We start from the raw sequence: 15869 nt of genomic DNA, 5'->3' as shown, positions 1-15869 counted from the left end.
GCGGTGCCGACCACCTCGTGCCAGTCGGGCGGCAGGCCCTCGCGGTCGTCCGTGCCGTTCGTCGGGCCGGGTGCGCACAGCGCGACCAGGCCCAGACACCCGACCGCCGGCCAGGTAGCACCGCCGTCGACACCGCGCGAGGCCGGTATGCGTACGGGTCCGCCGCGAGCAACGGGCCAGCCGTACACACAACGGCGCGGTGCCTCTGCGGGCGAGCAGCAGCGCCGAGCGGGACAAGCAGCAGCGACGGCATGGCGGGGGGCAGCAGTGCTTCCACACACCCGGCCGCGATGGCGCTGGACCGCGGTCCAGCGGTTGGCCGGGGCACGACGTGCGCTGCGAAGACCGGAGCGCACCGGATCGGCGAGCGGGAGCGGGCACCCCGGACGCCGAAGCCGGGGCGGCACGGGCAACCGGCAGCCGATATCCGGCGGAAATACGGACGTATCCACTTCAGCTGCCCTGACTTCCCGCAGGTGCTGAGTGCACCACATCGCTGACGCCCTTCAACACGAACAGGTACCCGCCCCCGGCCGTCCGGCCGGGGGCTTCGCGTATCCCGGAGGAGTTCACATGCCCACATATGAGGTCCTGCCCCGGTTCACCGCCGACCTCGGACGCCTCACTCCTGAACAGCGCCGCCGCTTCCACCGGGCCGTCACCGACTTCGTCCACGATCTGCGCACCGGCAGACGCCTCCGACCCGGCCTCCGCGAAACGCGCGGGTTCGCGGATTCCGGGACCGGTGTGACGACGAACCCGGCCGCCTGCCCACCGTTAGGCGGCTCGGGGAGCGGGTTCCACTAGCCGTTGAGCGCTGGGGGCAGCCAGATCAAGATGCAAGTGCCGGAATAACCTCTCGGAACAGCTCGTAGAATCCGAATAGACCAGAACCCGAGTGGGCAGCACTGCCGCACGCAGGAAGAGGAGGGGGCACGTTGCCCAAGTTCTGGATCGGGCTGCGGGAGTACCCGTCGAAGAAAGCCGCTCAGGAAGCCGTCCGCGACGTGCTGTACGGATACAGCGTGGGCAGCATCGTGGACCAAGAGGCGGATCACCGGCTCCTGCTGGACCTGCTCGACCTGCACGCAGAGGCTGACGTCAAGATCGGTGTGGGCGTGGAAGCCTTCGTAATCGCGCCACCGCTGCAAGGGCCGTACCCGGGATTCGAAGTGATCCGCACCGACGGCACCCGGATCGACTTCTCCTACCTGGCCTGCCTGAAGCCGCGGAGCTATCGCCAGCAGGTCTGTGCGGCTATGCGCGTTGAAGTCAAGGACGACGTGAGCGCCTACTTCACTTCCCGGGTGGCGGCGAACACTCTGGTGTCTGACGAATCCGGGAGGGAGCTGGACATCACCGACACCCACGTCAGCTATTTCCAAGGCCCGTCGTTCGCGGAACTCGCAGCGGCATTCACTGAGGACGCCGGCGGATGGGACGCGATCGAGCTGACCACGTCAAGCGACCCAGGTCGGGGGCGGTTCACCGACCGCTCGCTCGCTGAGCGGTGGCGCAAGTACCACCAGGAGCACGCGGTGCTCGGGCTGTTGTCCTCACAGGAGAACCTGCGCCGCCCACGCAGGTGACTAGCTCCGCTGCCGCAGGTAATCCGGGCGCCTCCATCGCGGCCCGCAGTGCGACCCGGACCAGGTCGATGCCGGACACCTCGTCGATGCTAATGCCTGCCCTACAGCGCCGACGGCAGTTGCCGCACGGGAGGCCGCCCGTGCCCTGGCTGCTGCCTCCCAGGTTCCGTTCTGCGGTAACGACCAGTGGCATGCGGCCGCAGAACTCATGGTGGCTGCCATGCGGCACGGCTGCATGGTCGCTGAACCCCCGCCTCTGCTCGACCGCCCCGGGTTTCGGTACTTCTTCACGTCCGACATGGAGGGCTCTCTGCCAGATCAGGCACGGTGAGCGACGGAAGGAACAGCACGACCGAGACGACCGCCGCGACCGGGACCCCGTCCCCAGGCTGGCGTCCGCGACCTCAGCACTGGCCCGGCACCCGAGCGGGCCCCGCGGCCACCCTGATGCGGCCACCTCCAGGTGCAGCTGCTACCCCGCGGCTGCCCGCCGACGAGCGCGCTCTACGCCTTGCCAACTCCTCGGCCGGGGCGCCAGCCGCCTGGGCGGCTGCGTCGCCTCCTTCCTGAACGCGCGAGACCGCGCCACGCACAACACAGCAAGGCGACGGCCAGCGAGCGAGCCGAACGGCTGGAGCCCGGCGAGCCGGAGTCTGGCGTCGCCCCTGTGCGGCGGTAAGAACTCGGCGACGTACAGGTCTCCGGGGGTGGCAGACGCGGTCGGTGTAGAGCTTGGGGGTCAGCTGGCCGCCCATCATTGCGACCTTGGCCCCAGCAGAGCGGACGCCACCCTGACCATTGCCGGCGCCAGCCTGAATGACACACAGGAGCAGCTCGCCGGTGGCCTCCCTGCGCAGCATGTGGAGGGACCAGCCCCGTGGGTACGGGGAGCAGACTTCCTGACCTGCAGCTTTACAGCGAGAGTATGCGAGCCTCAAGCACTTTCACTGAATCCGGCATTTCAATTATTGTGCCTTTTCTGGGCTTTCGCGGCGTCGTGGTGATGGGGGGGCGCACTTTACGAGGGATTCGGCTGGCGCGGTGTAGTCGGCTGAAAAGGATAGGTTGGTCGATTGATTGCCTGTATCTATCTGGCATGGCTGATGAGGGTGGGGGCGGAGCGGGTCTCGGGGGGTGGCTCGAGGGTCCTGTTCGGCGGGTGTGGGCGAAGCATGACCGGGGTGGCGACGGGTGGCTGCCGTTGTGGCGGCACATGGAGGACAGTGCCGCTGTGGCGGGGCTGTTGTGGGACGAGTGGCTGCCGGCGCAGGTTCAGAATGTGATCGCGGGTCCATTGCCTGGCGGGCGGGAGGACGGGCGGCGGCTGGTGGTGTGGCTGGCCGGTGTGCATGACATCGGTAAGGCGACGCCGGCGTTCGCGTGTCAGGTTGATCAGCTGGCTGGCCGAATGCGGGACGCGGGTCTGGAGATGCGTACGCAGAAGCAGTTCGGTCCGGACCGGAAACTTGCGCCCCATGGACTCGCCGGGCAGTTGCTGTTGGAGGAGTGGCTGGAGGAGCGGCACGGCTGGGCCGGGAGGCAGTCAGGCCAGTTCGCGGTCGTTGTGGGTGGCCATCATGGTGTGCCGCCGGAGCACGGGCAGGTTAAGGCGCTGTATGACCGGCCGCATCTGTTGCGTACTCCGGGGCCCAGCCAGGCAGTGTGGCGACGGGTCCAGGACGAGCTCCTGGACGGCTGTGCCCGGGTGTTCGGTGTCCGGGAGCGGCTGGGCGAGTGGCGGTCGGTACGGTTGCCGCAGCCGGTGCAGGTTCTGCTGAGCGCGGTCGTGATCGTCGCTGACTGGATCGCAAGTAACCCGGATCTATTTCCGTACTTTCCGCAGGAGATGCCGCGTTCCGGTGAGGAGCGGGTAGCGGCCGCCTGGCGTGGTCTGAATCTGCCGCCGCGTTGGGAGCCTCGGCTGCCAGCGGCGGACGCGGAGGAATTGTTCACCAGTCGGTTCGATCTTCCTGCCGAGGCGGTGGTGCGGCCGGTGCAGGAGTCTGCGGTGAGGATGGCACACGCCATGCTGGCGCCGGGGCTGATGGTGATCGAGGCGCCGATGGGGGAAGGCAAGACTGAGGCCGCATTGGCAGTGGCGGAAATCTTCGCTGCGCGTACGGGGGCGGGCGGGGTGTTCTTCGCGTTGCCGACGATGGCGACGGGGAACGCCATGTTCCCGCGGTTACTGGACTGGCTGGAGCGGCTGCCGGCTGAGGGTGGCGGCTGCCTGTCGGTACTGCTAGCGCACTCGAAGGCTGCGCTGAACGATGACTTCGCCGAGCTGGTGCGGGACAGTCGGCAGCCGATCGTGGCAGTGGATGTCGACGAGGATGTGCCGCAGTGGCGCCCTGCGGATCCAGAGCGAGTGGCTCCGGCTGTGCTGGTGGCACATGCGTGGTTGCGGGGGCGGAAGAAGGCAATGCTGTCATCGTTCGTCGCAGGCACGGTGGACCAGCTGCTATTTGCCGGGTTGAAAAGCCGCCATCTGGCATTACGTCATCTGGCGATGGCGGGCAAGGTCGTCGTGATCGATGAGGCTCACGCCTACGACACGTACATGAGTATCTATCTGGACCGGGTGCTGGAGTGGCTGGGTGCCTACGGCGTCCCGGTGGTGGTGTTGTCGGCGACCTTGCCGGCACGACGACGCCGCGAACTGGTGACGGCTTATGCAGGTGGCGGCCCGGGGGCTGAGAACTTCAGTGAGGTGGAGGAGGCAGCGGGCTACCCGCTGGTGACGTGTGCGGCGCCTGGCCAGGTGCCGGTTGTCGAGTGTCCGGCGGTGTCGGGGCGGGGCGGCCAGGTGCTCCTGGAGCCTTGCGACGACGGGCTGGACAGTCTGGTGAACCGGCTCGGTGCGGAACTTGCTGACGGTGGTTGTGTACTGGTTGTGCGGAACACGGTTCAGCGGGTCCTGGACACTGCGAAAGTACTTCGTGAGCGCTTCGGCGAGGAGTGTGTGACGGTCGCACATTCCCGGTTTGTCGACGTGGACCGTGCGATGAAGGACGCCGGGCTGCTGGCACGGTTCGGGCCGCCGGAGAAGTCGGCTGTCTCACGGCCGTCCGGTCCACACATCGTGGTGGCCAGTCAGGTCGCCGAGCAATCCTTGGATGTCGACTTCGATCTCCTGGTCAGCGACCTGTGCCCTGTCGACCTGCTGCTGCAGCGCATGGGCCGCCTGCACCGCCACCAGCGTGGCGTGGACCAGGCGGATCGGCCAACGGGGATGCGGGAGGCACGGTGTTTGGTGACGGGGGTGGACTGGTCCGGGGCAGTGCCTGCTCCTGTGCGTGGATCGGAAGCGGTCTACGGGCGGTACAGCCTGCTTCGGTCGCTCGCCGTGCTGGGCCCACACCTGAGGAAGGGCGGGCGGGGTGTGTCTGCCGAAGGACATCAGTGTGCTGGTGCAGGCGGCATATGGGCCGTCGGCGCAGGTGCCCGACGGGTGGGAAGAAGAGTGGGAGCAGGCCCGGGCCCAGTTTGAAAGGCGCCGAGCGGATCAGACGGAGCGGGCCGGGAGGTTCCGGCTCGATGCGGCGGGGCGGGCGGGGCGGCCTCTGATCGGCTGGGTGTCGGGCGGTGCGGGGGATGCGGACGATACGCGGGCTGGTCGGGCTCAGGTCCGCGACAGCAAGGAGACGCTGGAAGTCCTCATCGTGCAGAGGCTGGAGGATGGGCGGTTCGTTACTTTGCCGTGGCTGGCGGACGACGGCCGCGGGCGGGTACGTGCCGGACTGGACCTGCCCGTGGACCGGTGCCCTTCTCCTGCGGCAGCTCGAGCTGCGGCGAGCAGCGGTCTTCGGCTCCCGGTGCAGTTCTCCGCCGCCGAGGTGATGGACCGGGCGATTGGCGAGCTCGAGAAGTTCTACGTTCCGGTGTGGCAGTCAGAGGAAAGTCACTGGCTGGAAGGACAGCTGATCCTCGTGCTCGACGCCGATTGTCAGACCCAACTGGCAGGCTTCGCCCTCCACTACAGCGAAAGCGATGGACTTGAGGTGACCCGTGCCTGAAACAGCGCCAGGGCAGTCAGTTGGCCGCAACGGCCCCTTATCGTTCGATCTGACCTGCCGCCCATGGATCGGGGTCCTGCGCTGCGACGGTGTGCAGGAGGAGATGTCGCTGCGCGCCGTGTTCGCCCAGGCTGGGCAAGTGCGGCGACTGGTGGGCGAGCTGCCCACGCAGGAGTTCGCTTTGCTGCGGTTGCTTCTCGCCATCGCCCACGATGCGTTGGACGGCCCGCAGGATATTGATGACTGGGCAGACTTGTGGGCTGATGAGGACTGTTTCGCCCCTGTCGATGCCTACCTGCTCACGCACCGGGAGCGGCTGGACCTGCTGGACGCCCAGGCTCCCTTCTTTCAGGTCCCAGACCTGCGCACGGGCAAGGGCGAGGTGGCTTCCCTCAATCGGATCGTTGCGGACGTTCCCAACGGGGAACCGTTCTTCACCTCACGGATGCCTGGGGTGGAGCGTCTCCCGTTTGCCGAAGCGGCGCGGTGGGTCGTGCACGCCCACGCCTTCGACACCTCCGGCATCAAGAGCGGCGCTGAGGGCGACGCTCGTGTCAAGGGCGGGAAGGTCTACCCGCTGGGGGTGGGCTGGACCGGGTCTCTGGGCGGTGTGTTCGTTGAGGGCGCCACACTGCGCGAAACGCTGCTGCTGAACTTGGTGGCCGCGGACATGAGCGGGCTCCGCTTCGACCCCGGTGACCGCCCGGCCTGGCGGCGAGACCCCGACGGCCCTGGTGTCCTGGCCGGCCGTAAGCCCAGTGGGGTGTGCGACCTGTACACCTGGCAGACACGGCGGCTGCGACTGCACTTCGACGAAAACGGCGTGCATGGCGTCGTCCTCGGCTATGGAGACCCGCTGGGCGCCCACAACATGCACACCCGCGAGCCTATGACGGGCTGGCGCCGGAGTGCGGCACAGGAGAAGAAGCGCGGCGAAGAGGTGGTGTACCTGCCCCGTGAGCATGATCCGGCGCGTTCTGCCTGGCAAGGACTCGCCTCACTCATCGCCGGACACACCGAAGCCTCGCAGGGCGCGAATGCCGCACCGTACCTGCGGCCCAGAATTCTGGAGTGGGTGTCCCGTCTGGTCACCGACAGGGTGCTGGAGCGCCAGTTCCTCATCAAGACCCGAATCGTCGGCGCGGCATACGGGACTCAGCAGTCCGTGATCGACGAGATTGTCGACGACCGGATCTCCATGGGGGTGGTGCTGCTTCACAAACGGGATCGCGCGTACGGGACGCAGGCCATCGACGCTGTTGCCGACGCGGAAGGTGCCGTCACCGCCCTCGGCGACCTGGCCGCTGATCTGGCTCGTGCCGCGGGCGCTGAACCTGACGGTCCTCGTGGCACGGCCCGTGATCTGGGGTTCGGAGCCCTGGACGGTCTCTACCGTGTGTGGCTCGCAGGTCTCGCCGACGCCCCAGACCCCTACCTGGCGCGGGAGGCGTGGCAGCGCGACGTCCACCGCGTCATCGGGCAACTGAGCCGTCAGCTCCTTGCCATGGCAGGGGAGGCCTCGTGGGCCGGACGGACCGTGCCCGGGAAACAGGGCGCCCAGTGGCTCAACTCCGGCCTCGCCGAAACCTGGTTCCGTACCCGCCTCGGCAAGGCTCTCGGCACATCCCAGGCCGGTACTCCGGTCTCCGGGAACGCCGCGTCTGCCTCCGCCGACCCCACCTCAAAGGTCTCCGCATGACCACCGCCATTCCACTGACCGCCCGGCAACGTGTGCGGGAAACCACTGATGCCCTCATCTGCCCGCTGCAGCGCGACCTGCTCAGAGACCAGCCGCACGCCGTCGCCGCCCTGGCCCGGCTGCGCCGCGCTGCAGGCAAGGACACCTCCAGCGTTCCCGACCTGTGGGGACTGATCGACATTGGCCCCCTCCACGGCCGGCCGCAGGACGGCGGCCGGCCTCTTACAGAAGGCGAACTCACCCAGGCCGAGGACGCTGTGCACACCGCCATGACCCTGTGGGCCCTGCACCAGCAGTCCCGCGGCGACGGCATGCACCAGAGCAGCCGCCACCGAACCCACCACGGACTCGGAGCAGCAGTCCGCCAGCTGATGCCGCCCGGTGAGATCGCCGAACCCATCCGCAAACGCCTCGTTCGGGCCGGCACGGCACCCGATCTGCCTCAACTGGCGCAGCGCCTGCGCGAGATCGTGCTGCTGCTACGCCAGCAGGGCATCCCGCTCGACTACGGACTCCTCGCAGAACAGCTCTACCAGTGGCAGGCCGCCGGCGGCCGGGACATGGTCCGCCGCGCCTGGGGCCGCTCCTTCCACTCCCACCGCGGCTCACAGAAAACCACCAAGGACGACGCTGCGCCCGCCGCTGCCCCGGACCACAACCACACCGCTGACAAGGACGCCTCGTGACCCGCATCTTCATCGACGTGCACGCCCTGCAGACCGTGCCGCCCAGCAACCTGAACCGGGACGACACCGGCGCACCGAAGTCCGCCATCTACGGCGGAGTGCCCCGCGCCCGGGTGTCCAGCCAGGCGTGGAAGCGGGCCACGCGCACCTACTTCAGCAGCGAGCGCTTGCTGGAGCCAGGGGAGCTCGGCGTGCGGACGAAGAAGGTCGCCGAGGTCCTCGCCGACCGCATCACCGCTCTGGAGCCTGCGATCACCCGAGCCGACGCCCTGCACACCGCGGCCGTCGTGATCGAGAACGCCACCGGCTCGAAGATCGAGGTACCCAAGCGGAACACGGACGCTGCCAAGGTCAGCGACGAGCAATCTCCCCCGCAGTCGAAGTACCTCATGTTCCTCAGCGCCCGCCAGCTCGACAGCCTGGCCGCAATCGCCGTCGAGGGCGCAGAGGACATCAAGGGCTACTTCAAGAACAAGGGGGCCAAGGCACGGGCGAAGGAAATCGCCGATATCCGGCACTCCGTCGATATCGCCCTGTTCGGACGGATGGTCGCCGACTCCGCCGACATCAACGTCGACGCGTCTGTCCAGGTCGCCCACGCCATCAGCGTCCACCGCGTCGAGAACGAATCCGATTACTACACCGCTGTCGACGACCGCAACACCGACGCGGAACCCGGCGCCGGAATGATCGGAACGGTCGACTTCAACTCCGCCACCCTCTACCGCTACGCAGCACTCGGTGTCCATCAGCTCGCCGACAACCTCGGGCAGGGACTGCGTGAGGACGAGCCGGTCACCACTCCGGTGCGCCGGGCCGTGGAAGCATTCGTCCACGGGTTTGTCGCTTCCCTGCCCACCGGCAAGATCAACACGTTCGGGAACCACACCCTCCCCGATGCCGTCATCGTCAAGCTCCGCACCACCCGCCCCGTCAGCTTCGTCGGCGCCTTCGAGGAGCCCGTACAGGCCAACCATCGCAGCGGCCACCTCAAGGAGGCATCCGCCCGCCTGGCCGAGTACATCCCTGACATCGAACGCGCCTACGGAGACGAAGAATCCACCCTCACCTGGGTCCTGCGCGTCGGCCCCAACACCGAAAAACTCTCCGGAATCGGTGAGGAGGCCACCAACCTGACCTCCCTCGTCTCCCTCGTCGGCCAGGCCGTCGCCGAACACCTGGACAAGCCCGCATGAGCGTCCTCACCCTGCTGCTGGCCGGCCCCCTGCAGTCCTGGGGGGCCTCCGCCCGCTTCACCCGCCGCACCACCGAAGCAGCACCCACCAAGAGCGGCGTCCTCGGCATCCTCGCCGCAGCCCAGGGCATCCAACGCAGCGACAACGACCGCCTCGCCGAACTGGCCGCCCTACGCTTCGGCGTCCGCATCGACCAGCCCGGCACCCGCGTCCGCGACTTCCAAACCGCCCACCACCGCATCACCGAAAAACCGATGCCGCTCTCCGAACGGTTCTACCTCGCAGACGCTGTCTTCACCGCCGCCCTCGAAGGCGACCACACCCTTCTCACCACCCTCCACAGCGCCCTGCGCACCCCCGTCTACCCCACCTACCTGGGCCGCCGCTCCTGCCCACCCGCCCAACCCGTCGAACTCGCCGTCCACGACACCACCTTCACCCAGGCCCTGAGCGACGAACCCTGGCACGCCGCCCGCTGGTACCAAAATCTCCACCGCGCCAGCGCCACCGTTCCCCTGGTAATACTCCGCGATGCCCTCACCAACGACCCCGACGGCGACACCCTGCGCGACCACCCTCTCAGCTACGCCGCAGAACACCGCCGCCATGCCTTGCGCACCGTCGTCAGTGAAACCGTCAACGTCCCCAACCCGCGCGCCACCGCCCACCAGCCAGCCCGACGCCAGGCCGTACCGCACCATGACCCGGTCGGCCTGCTGAAGGACACCCTCTGATGCACTTGACCCGATTCCGGCTGAATACCGCACGCACAGGCGCCCGCCGCCTTCTGGCCTCCCCCCAGTCCCTGCACGCAGCGGTCATGGCCTCCTTCCCCCAACTTCTGCCCACCGCCGAGGCCACCACAGGCCCCCGTGTGCTGTGGCGCCTCGACCACAACGCCCGCGCCGAGGTACTCCTCTACATCGTCAGCCCCGATCGCCCCGACCTCACCCACCTTGTGGAGCAGGCCGGCTGGCCCGCCGCCCTCAACACCGAAGCCCCCGGCTGGGAGACACACCCCTACACGCCCTTCCTCAACCGTCTCGCCCAAGGCGACACCTTCGCCTTCCGCCTCACCGCCAACCCCGTCCACCACATTCGCCGCAAAGGCAGCGAACCCACCAAGGCCACCGCCCACATCACCCCCACCCACCAGATGGGCTGGCTCCTGAAACCCGAACGCCAAGAACGCGCCGGATTCCGCATCAACGAAAAGCCCCACAACCAGCGACTCCTGCCAGCGGGCACAACTCACCGTCAGCACCCCCACCACGGCGACCGCTACACCCTCACTGTCCGCGACGAACGCACCCTCTCCTTCGCAAAAAGCCGCGAGACCTGCTCCCCCCGCCACAACGTCAAGGTCGTCACCGTCACCTTCGACGGCCACCTCACCGTCACCGACCCCCAGGCACTGCGCCGCACCCTCACCGAAGGCATCGGCCGCGCCAAGGCCTACGGCTGCGGACTCATGACCCTCGCGCCCATCCCCACCGATTGAAGCCATGAGCACCGTAGGCAAACGCCCCGCACTCACACCCCGTCACCTCACCCGCACCGCCGAACGCCTCTCCTTCATCTACCTCGAACGGTGCATCGTCCACCGAGACGCCAACGCCATCACCGCCGAAGACGCCGATGGAACCACCCACATCCCCTCCGCCACCATCGGCACCCTCCTTCTCGGTCCCGGCACCCGCATCACCCACCAGGCAATGAGCGTCCTCGGCGAAACCGGAGCATGCGTCGCCTGGGTCGGTGAACAGGGCGTCCGCTACTACGCCAGCGGCCGCGCCCTCAGCCGCTCCGCGGCCCTCGTCGAAGCACAGGCCGCCCGATGGGCCAACGCCCGCAGCCGCATCGCCGTCGCACGCGCCATGTACCGGCTGCGGTTTCCCAACGAAGACCCAGCCCGCCTCACCCGCCACGAACTCCTTGGCAAAGAAGGCACCCGAGTCAGGGATTGCTACCGTGCACAAGCCGCGCGCACTGGTGTCCCGTGGAACGGGCGCAAATACACTCCGGGCGACTTCACCAGCGGGGACCCCGTCAACCAGGCCATCACCGCAGCCGCACAATGCATGTACGGCGTCGCACACGCCGTCGTGGTCTCACTCGGCTGCAGCCCCGGCCTCGGCTTCGTCCACTCAGGCCACGAACTCTCCTTCGTCCTGGACATCGCCGACCTCTACAAAACCAACATCGGCATCCCACTGGCCTTCGACGTAGCAGCAGAAGCCGAAGAAGACATCGGAACACGCACACGGCGCGCCCTCCGGGATCGGATCAACGAAACCAGACTCCTCGAAAGCTGTGTCAAGGACATCAAAGGGCTACTCCTACCCGACAGCCCGGAATGCGAAGGCGAAGCGGCCGGGGACATCGACCGCGTCACACTCCAGAGCGACAAAGGCCTGAACGTCGCGTCCGGGGTGAACTACGGAACGGACGAGCAAGAGGCAGCATTCTGGTGACCGTAATCGTCCTGACCAACTGCCCTCCTGGTCTCCGAGGCTTCCTCACCCGGTGGCTCCTGGAAATCTCCGCTGGCGTGTTCATCGGTAACCCCTCAGCCCGCATCCGAGACGTTCTATGGGAAGAGGTAAAGCAGTACGCCTCCCAAGGCCGAGCGCTACTCTCCTATACCACTAACAATGAGCAAGGTTTCAGTTTCCGTACCCACGACCACGACTGGCACCCCACCGACCACGAAGGCCTCACCCTGATTCGGCGCCCGAGTAGCAGCCCGAGCGCAACGAACACCTAGGCGAAGCCAGGGTGGAGCACGGCAGCTAAGCGCCGCCGCTTCGGAAAGAGGTAACAAGGAAAACTCCGCTTCGCCGGAATTAGTGAAAGCACTCGAAGAAACACTGTCCACGAAACCCACCAGAAGGCCACCGATACTGCTCACCTCGCTCCCCCGCCCGCGAGGTGGCCCCCTGACGGAGGGGAAGGCCCTTGACCGCGAGCTCCGCTCCCCGGGCCCGCGGGGACGGCCCATCCCGCAGATGATCCCGGGCGGATTCGAAGAAGACTGCTTCCCGCACCCGCAGGGGTGGTCCCGGCTTTCGCCCGCCCCCTCACACGCGGGGGTGGACCCACCCTGCGCCCCGATCCACGCGTTCGGACGGCCTGCTCCCCACGCCCGCGGGGATGGTTCCGACCGTCTCCTGTCCGGCACCGTGCTGGCCGCCCGCTCCTCGCGCCCGCGGGGATGGCCCCTGGCCGCCAGGACCTCTGGCGCTTTCGGCTGGCCGCAGCACACCCGCCGGGAGTCGGCCGTAGGATGCGCAAGGCCCTGCACTGCCTCAACCTCGGAAACAACTAGAAACAACACAATGACAGATATGTCCGTTTCGGTGAAAGTGCTCGAGAACCGCACACTCCCGCTGTAAAGCTGCAGGTCAAGCAGTCTGCTCCCCGCACGCGCGGGGATGGTCCCCGGCTCACACAGTGGACCACCGACCAGACCATCTGCTCCCCACACGCGCGGGGATGGTCCCGGCGATGCCGGCTGTCGGCGTCCGGTCCGCCACTGCTCCCCGCACGCGCGGGGATGGTCCCCTCCGTAGACCTCGCCGGCCGCATCGTGGATCCTGCTCCCCGCACGCGCGGGGATGGTCCCGCTTCTCGCAGCTGCTGCTCGGTGGCGGGCCTCTGCTCCCCGCACGCGCGGGGATGGTCCCCAGGTACGGGGCCCACGAGTTGGGGTAGTCGACTGCTCCCCGCACGCGCGGGGATGGTCCCGGCGACCACCCTGCCGGTATCGATGTCGACCACTGCTCCCCGCGCCCGCGGGGATGGTCCCATCGTGCCCTCGGTGCCGATCAGCTGCTCCCTGAGGGCCCGCCCGGCACCAGAGCGGGCTGTTTCAGTCCGAGCAGCCCCAACGGCATCCGCGCGTCCAGGGCGGGACGGCTCCTCCCGAGCGTGCGCCCGCTCATCGCGAACCGTCGGCCATCGCGCTCAACGGTGCCCAGGTGAAGAACAGCTGCGCGTCGAGGCTCGCGAGGTGATCCAGCTCTGGGTACCGCAACTCCGGCGTCGGGGAGATGGCGTTCGGCCACCGCGTCAGCACCACACTGACCTCACCGCGCTCAGTCATCTCCCCCACCCGCAGCCACCCGCGGCGCCCGCACGGTTTCGGTTCGCCGTAGGGATCGGAAATCTGCGCCGTGATGCGAAAGTCATGCTTCTCTGCGAAGCGCCGGCCCTCTGCCACCGCCCGCTCCTCGGCGACTCCGCGAAGCTGTCCGCTCCGGGTCGCGCAGACGTAGAGCACCGCGTCCATGCCGCCCGTGGTTGTCATGGGTACCTCCTGGAAGCGAGGAGCCGGGGTAGCGGCGCCATCCCCCACGGGGAAGAGGGGCGGAGCCGGGTCCCCTACTCAAACGGCTTTCAGGGGCCGGTGATTAGGGCGATGAGCTGGGCTTCATGTCGTCGCACCTAGGGCAATTTGACCTTCCGCTTACCAGGCGGGCAGGGAAGGTCGTCCTACTGTGAGGCCATGGCAGCGACGCGCAACCAGGCGCTGGCGGACTGGATGGCCGAACACAAGCACAGCGCCAACTCCCTTGCGGAAGCCGTCAATCAGGCCATCGGCGAACTCACCGGGCGCCTGGGTGGATTCGACGGCTCGTCGGTGCGGAGCTGGAAAGCAGGCCGTGTCAGGTGGCCGAAGTCGCTCACCCGCGCCGCGCTGGAGCACGTCACCGGACTGCCGACGACGGCCCTAGGGTTCGTACCGCGAGACTGGCAGTCGTCTGCTCCAGCGCCACCGGAGGACCCCGTGAAACGTCGCAACTTCCTCGCCGTGGCGGTCGCTGCATCGACCGCGCCGGTCCGCCGCATCGGCACATCCGATGTGGAACGCCTCAACCGCCGGTTCGCGGACATCATCGCCAGCGATCACCGGCACGGCGGCCAACTCGCCGTCGAGCGGCAGGCTGCAGCCCTCTCAGATGAGGCGCTGGCCCTCCAGCAATCAGGAGTCGCCAGCCAACGGGTTCGCAGCTACGCCTACGCATCTGCCGCCGCATTCGCGTCGTCGGCGATGTGGGCGGCCATCGACGGGCGCCGCTTCACCGAAGCACAGCGGCATCTCGACCGGGCTTCCAGTCTCGGCACGCTGTCGGGAGACCAGACAATCCAATTCCGTATCTGGTCGCACGCCGGCACTCTCTACCGGCACATGGGGCGCCCCTCCGAAGGGCTCGCGGCGAACGACGTCGCCCGCAACTTGCCCCTCACCCGCCGCGACCCGCTGTACGCCTCACTCGGCCACGCCCGGCACGCAGCGCTCCAGGGCGCGGCCGAAGACCGTGCAGGCGTGGGGCGATCCCTCGGGCACGCCGAGGAGGCGCTGAGCCGAACCCGTGACGACATGCCCCGGCCGGTCTGGCTGAAGGCGTTCTACGGCCCTTCGGAGCTGGACAGTCTTGGTCTCGCCGCGTATCTCGCGCTCGGCAACTGGGAGGAGGCCGAAGCCCGCGCGCACCGCAGCATGGGCGCGCTCCGTCCGCACATGCACCGCTCACTCGCCATCACCACGGCACGGCTCGCGCGCGCCCAGCTCGGTCAGGGCGACGTCGAACCGGCGGTGAGTACGGCGATGCGCATCCCGCGCGATACCGCCCAACACCCCCGCGTCGCCGGGATGCTCAACAGCTTCAGCGCCGATCTCCGCAAGACCGCGCCCCGCAGCCCCCACCTCCACACCTGGACGCAATACCAGCGAGAGGCCCTGACATGAACGCCGACACGATCACCCTGCGCCGCTTCACCGAACTGGACGCTGCCGCCCGGCAGACCCTTGCCGACCTGTACGCGAACGTCAGGGCGGAGCTACTGCACCTGCCGAACTACAAGGTCAGCACGTTCACCGAACGCCTTGACCGCCACGGGGAAGAACCGGGCTGGGAAGCTGTCATCGCCTACGCAGACGACGAACCCGTCGGCTACGCCTACGCCAACACAGTCGAACCCGGGAACCGATGGTGGGCACGGCTGGAATCCCCCGCGCCGGAGGAGTACACCAGCGGGCCGAGCGTCGCCGTCAAGGAAATCGGCATCGTGAAGCCGTGGCGCGGCTGGGGCATCGCCCAGCGGATGCACGATCACCTGCTGGAAGCCCGCCCCGAGCGCTACGCCACCCTGTTCGTCAACAGCAAGGCCGGAGACGGAAAGGTCCAAGCGCTATACGCAAGATGGGGTTACCTCGTCATCGGAAAGCAGCAGTCGCTGTCACCGGACGCACCACATCTGACCTGCATGGGGAGGCACGCCGCTGGCCCTTCATAAAGGCAAGACACATGACACGACCCGATAATGAGGCGAAGCCTTGACGAGGGAGCCGGTCTGCTCCGCGCACGCGCGGGATAGCCCCAGATCCTGGCGCAGCGCATGAGGACGAGGACCTGCCCCGGCCTGCAGGGATAGTCCGGAATTCCAGGGCGTCAGCTTGGTACTGCTCCCTACGCACGCAGGGTTGGTCCCGCCCGTGACGGCGGCTTCGAGGCGTTGTCGTGCTGCTCCCTGCGCATGCAGGGTTGGTCCCCTCCCCGACATGTTCGCCGCACTGCTCACCGGCTGGTCCCCTCGCCCGCGGGGGGTCCCCGCTCCGCCACCCTGATGCACAACGCGGTCCGCTGCTCCCCGCGCGCGCGGGGATGGTCCCGAGAGTC

Annotated in this window: 15 protein-coding genes and 1 CRISPR repeat array; of the genes, 13 read left to right on the top strand and 2 right to left on the bottom strand. The window is 67.9% G+C overall.

The genetic code is table 11. The annotated features are described in order from the left end of the window. A partial coding sequence (locus ACZ4U4_RS25895) for a hypothetical protein (protein ID WP_467878763.1) occupies positions 1 to 188 on the bottom strand: 188 nt, incomplete at its 3' end. Between the two features lie 385 nt (positions 189 to 573). Between ACZ4U4_RS25895 and ACZ4U4_RS25890 the strand changes: the two genes are divergently transcribed. The 11 genes from ACZ4U4_RS25890 (at position 574) to cas2e (ending at position 11953) form a co-directional block, all read left to right on the top strand. Beyond that, entirely contained in the window at positions 574 to 807 is a 234-nt protein-coding gene (locus ACZ4U4_RS25890; RefSeq protein ID WP_467878760.1) for a hypothetical protein, read from the top strand. A gap of 131 nt (positions 808 to 938) precedes the next feature. After that, on the top strand, positions 939 to 1589 hold the full coding sequence (locus ACZ4U4_RS25885; protein ID WP_467878758.1) for a DCL family protein: 651 nt from the start codon (positions 939 to 941) through the stop codon (positions 1587 to 1589). A gap of 925 nt (positions 1590 to 2514) precedes the next feature. After that, positions 2515 to 5079: a CRISPR-associated helicase Cas3' gene (gene cas3, locus ACZ4U4_RS25880; protein WP_467878755.1), complete on the top strand. Its 2565-nt coding sequence runs from the start codon at positions 2515 to 2517 to the stop codon at positions 5077 to 5079. A gap of 85 nt (positions 5080 to 5164) precedes the next feature. After that, positions 5165 to 5605 (top strand): hypothetical protein, encoded by a 441-nt coding sequence (locus ACZ4U4_RS25875; protein ID WP_467878753.1) that lies wholly within the window; start codon positions 5165 to 5167, stop codon positions 5603 to 5605. Between the two features lie 103 nt (positions 5606 to 5708). Continuing rightward, positions 5709 to 7304, top strand: a complete 1596-nt coding sequence (gene casA / locus ACZ4U4_RS25870) for a type I-E CRISPR-associated protein Cse1/CasA (protein WP_467878786.1) — start codon at positions 5709 to 5711, stop codon at positions 7302 to 7304. Continuing rightward, a complete protein-coding gene (casB, locus tag ACZ4U4_RS25865; protein WP_467878750.1) occupies positions 7301 to 7990 on the top strand; it encodes a type I-E CRISPR-associated protein Cse2/CasB in 690 nt (229 codons plus the stop codon). Before casA ends, casB begins: the two co-directional genes overlap by 4 nt. Further along, positions 7987 to 9186, top strand: coding sequence for a type I-E CRISPR-associated protein Cas7/Cse4/CasC (gene cas7e / locus ACZ4U4_RS25860; protein WP_467878747.1), 1200 nt, complete (start codon positions 7987 to 7989; stop codon positions 9184 to 9186). The genes casB and cas7e overlap by 4 nt, the downstream gene beginning before the upstream one ends. Next, positions 9183 to 9920, top strand: a complete 738-nt coding sequence (gene cas5e / locus ACZ4U4_RS25855; protein ID WP_467878744.1) for a type I-E CRISPR-associated protein Cas5/CasD — start codon at positions 9183 to 9185, stop codon at positions 9918 to 9920. The genes cas7e and cas5e overlap by 4 nt, the downstream gene beginning before the upstream one ends. Then, positions 9920 to 10687, top strand: coding sequence for a type I-E CRISPR-associated protein Cas6/Cse3/CasE (gene cas6e, locus ACZ4U4_RS25850; protein WP_467878741.1), 768 nt, complete (start codon positions 9920 to 9922; stop codon positions 10685 to 10687). Before cas5e ends, cas6e begins: the two co-directional genes overlap by 1 nt. Positions 10688 to 10691: 4 nt before the next feature. Beyond that, positions 10692 to 11660: a type I-E CRISPR-associated endonuclease Cas1e gene (gene cas1e, locus ACZ4U4_RS25845; protein WP_467878738.1), complete on the top strand. Its 969-nt coding sequence runs from the start codon at positions 10692 to 10694 to the stop codon at positions 11658 to 11660. Continuing rightward, positions 11657 to 11953 carry a type I-E CRISPR-associated endoribonuclease Cas2e gene (gene cas2e / locus ACZ4U4_RS25840; RefSeq protein WP_467878735.1) on the top strand — a complete coding sequence of 99 codons (297 nt, stop codon included), beginning with the start codon at positions 11657 to 11659 and terminating at the stop codon, positions 11951 to 11953. Before cas1e ends, cas2e begins: the two co-directional genes overlap by 4 nt. Positions 11954 to 12598: 645 nt before the next feature. Further along, positions 12599 to 12994: a CRISPR direct-repeat array (repeat unit 29 nt; unit sequence CTGCTCCCCGCACGCGCGGGGATGGTCCC). 132 nt (positions 12995 to 13126) lie between these two features. Here the strand turns inward: cas2e and ACZ4U4_RS25835 are convergent. Further along, positions 13127 to 13495 carry a hypothetical protein gene (locus tag ACZ4U4_RS25835; RefSeq protein ID WP_467878733.1) on the bottom strand — a complete coding sequence of 123 codons (369 nt, stop codon included), beginning with the start codon at positions 13493 to 13495 and terminating at the stop codon, positions 13127 to 13129. 198 nt (positions 13496 to 13693) lie between these two features. On the opposite strand from ACZ4U4_RS25835, the gene ACZ4U4_RS25830 reads away from it, so the two are divergent. Both ACZ4U4_RS25830 and ACZ4U4_RS25825 read left to right on the top strand, forming a co-directional pair. Then, positions 13694 to 14938: an XRE family transcriptional regulator gene (locus tag ACZ4U4_RS25830; RefSeq protein WP_467878730.1), complete on the top strand. Its 1245-nt coding sequence runs from the start codon at positions 13694 to 13696 to the stop codon at positions 14936 to 14938. Continuing rightward, positions 14935 to 15486, top strand: a complete 552-nt coding sequence (locus tag ACZ4U4_RS25825) for a GNAT family N-acetyltransferase (protein ID WP_467878728.1) — start codon at positions 14935 to 14937, stop codon at positions 15484 to 15486. The genes ACZ4U4_RS25830 and ACZ4U4_RS25825 overlap by 4 nt, the downstream gene beginning before the upstream one ends. Positions 15487 to 15869: the final 383 nt, after the last annotated feature.

The organism is Streptomyces sp. NPDC029159 (genome assembly GCF_055564055.1).
This window is presented reverse-complemented; position numbering and strand designations above follow the sequence as displayed.

What these genes read in the sequence shown, in the direction of transcription:
- ACZ4U4_RS25890 (WP_467878760.1), top strand. Translation starts at nt 574, where the DNA reads ATGCCCACATATGAGGTCCTGCCCCGGTTCACCGCCGACCTCGGACGC.
- cas3 (WP_467878755.1), top strand. Translation starts at nt 2,515, where the DNA reads ATGCGAGCCTCAAGCACTTTCACTGAATCCGGCATTTCAATTATTGTG.
- casA (WP_467878786.1), top strand. Translation starts at nt 5,709, where the DNA reads ATGTCGCTGCGCGCCGTGTTCGCCCAGGCTGGGCAAGTGCGGCGACTG.
- casB (WP_467878750.1), top strand. Translation starts at nt 7,301, where the DNA reads ATGACCACCGCCATTCCACTGACCGCCCGGCAACGTGTGCGGGAAACC.
- cas5e (WP_467878744.1), top strand. Translation starts at nt 9,183, where the DNA reads ATGAGCGTCCTCACCCTGCTGCTGGCCGGCCCCCTGCAGTCCTGGGGG.
- cas6e (WP_467878741.1), top strand. Translation starts at nt 9,920, where the DNA reads ATGCACTTGACCCGATTCCGGCTGAATACCGCACGCACAGGCGCCCGC.
- cas1e (WP_467878738.1), top strand. Translation starts at nt 10,692, where the DNA reads ATGAGCACCGTAGGCAAACGCCCCGCACTCACACCCCGTCACCTCACC.
- ACZ4U4_RS25835 (WP_467878733.1), bottom strand. Translation starts at nt 13,495, where the DNA reads ATGACAACCACGGGCGGCATGGACGCGGTGCTCTACGTCTGCGCGACC.
- ACZ4U4_RS25830 (WP_467878730.1), top strand. Translation starts at nt 13,694, where the DNA reads ATGGCAGCGACGCGCAACCAGGCGCTGGCGGACTGGATGGCCGAACAC.
- ACZ4U4_RS25825 (WP_467878728.1), top strand. Translation starts at nt 14,935, where the DNA reads ATGAACGCCGACACGATCACCCTGCGCCGCTTCACCGAACTGGACGCT.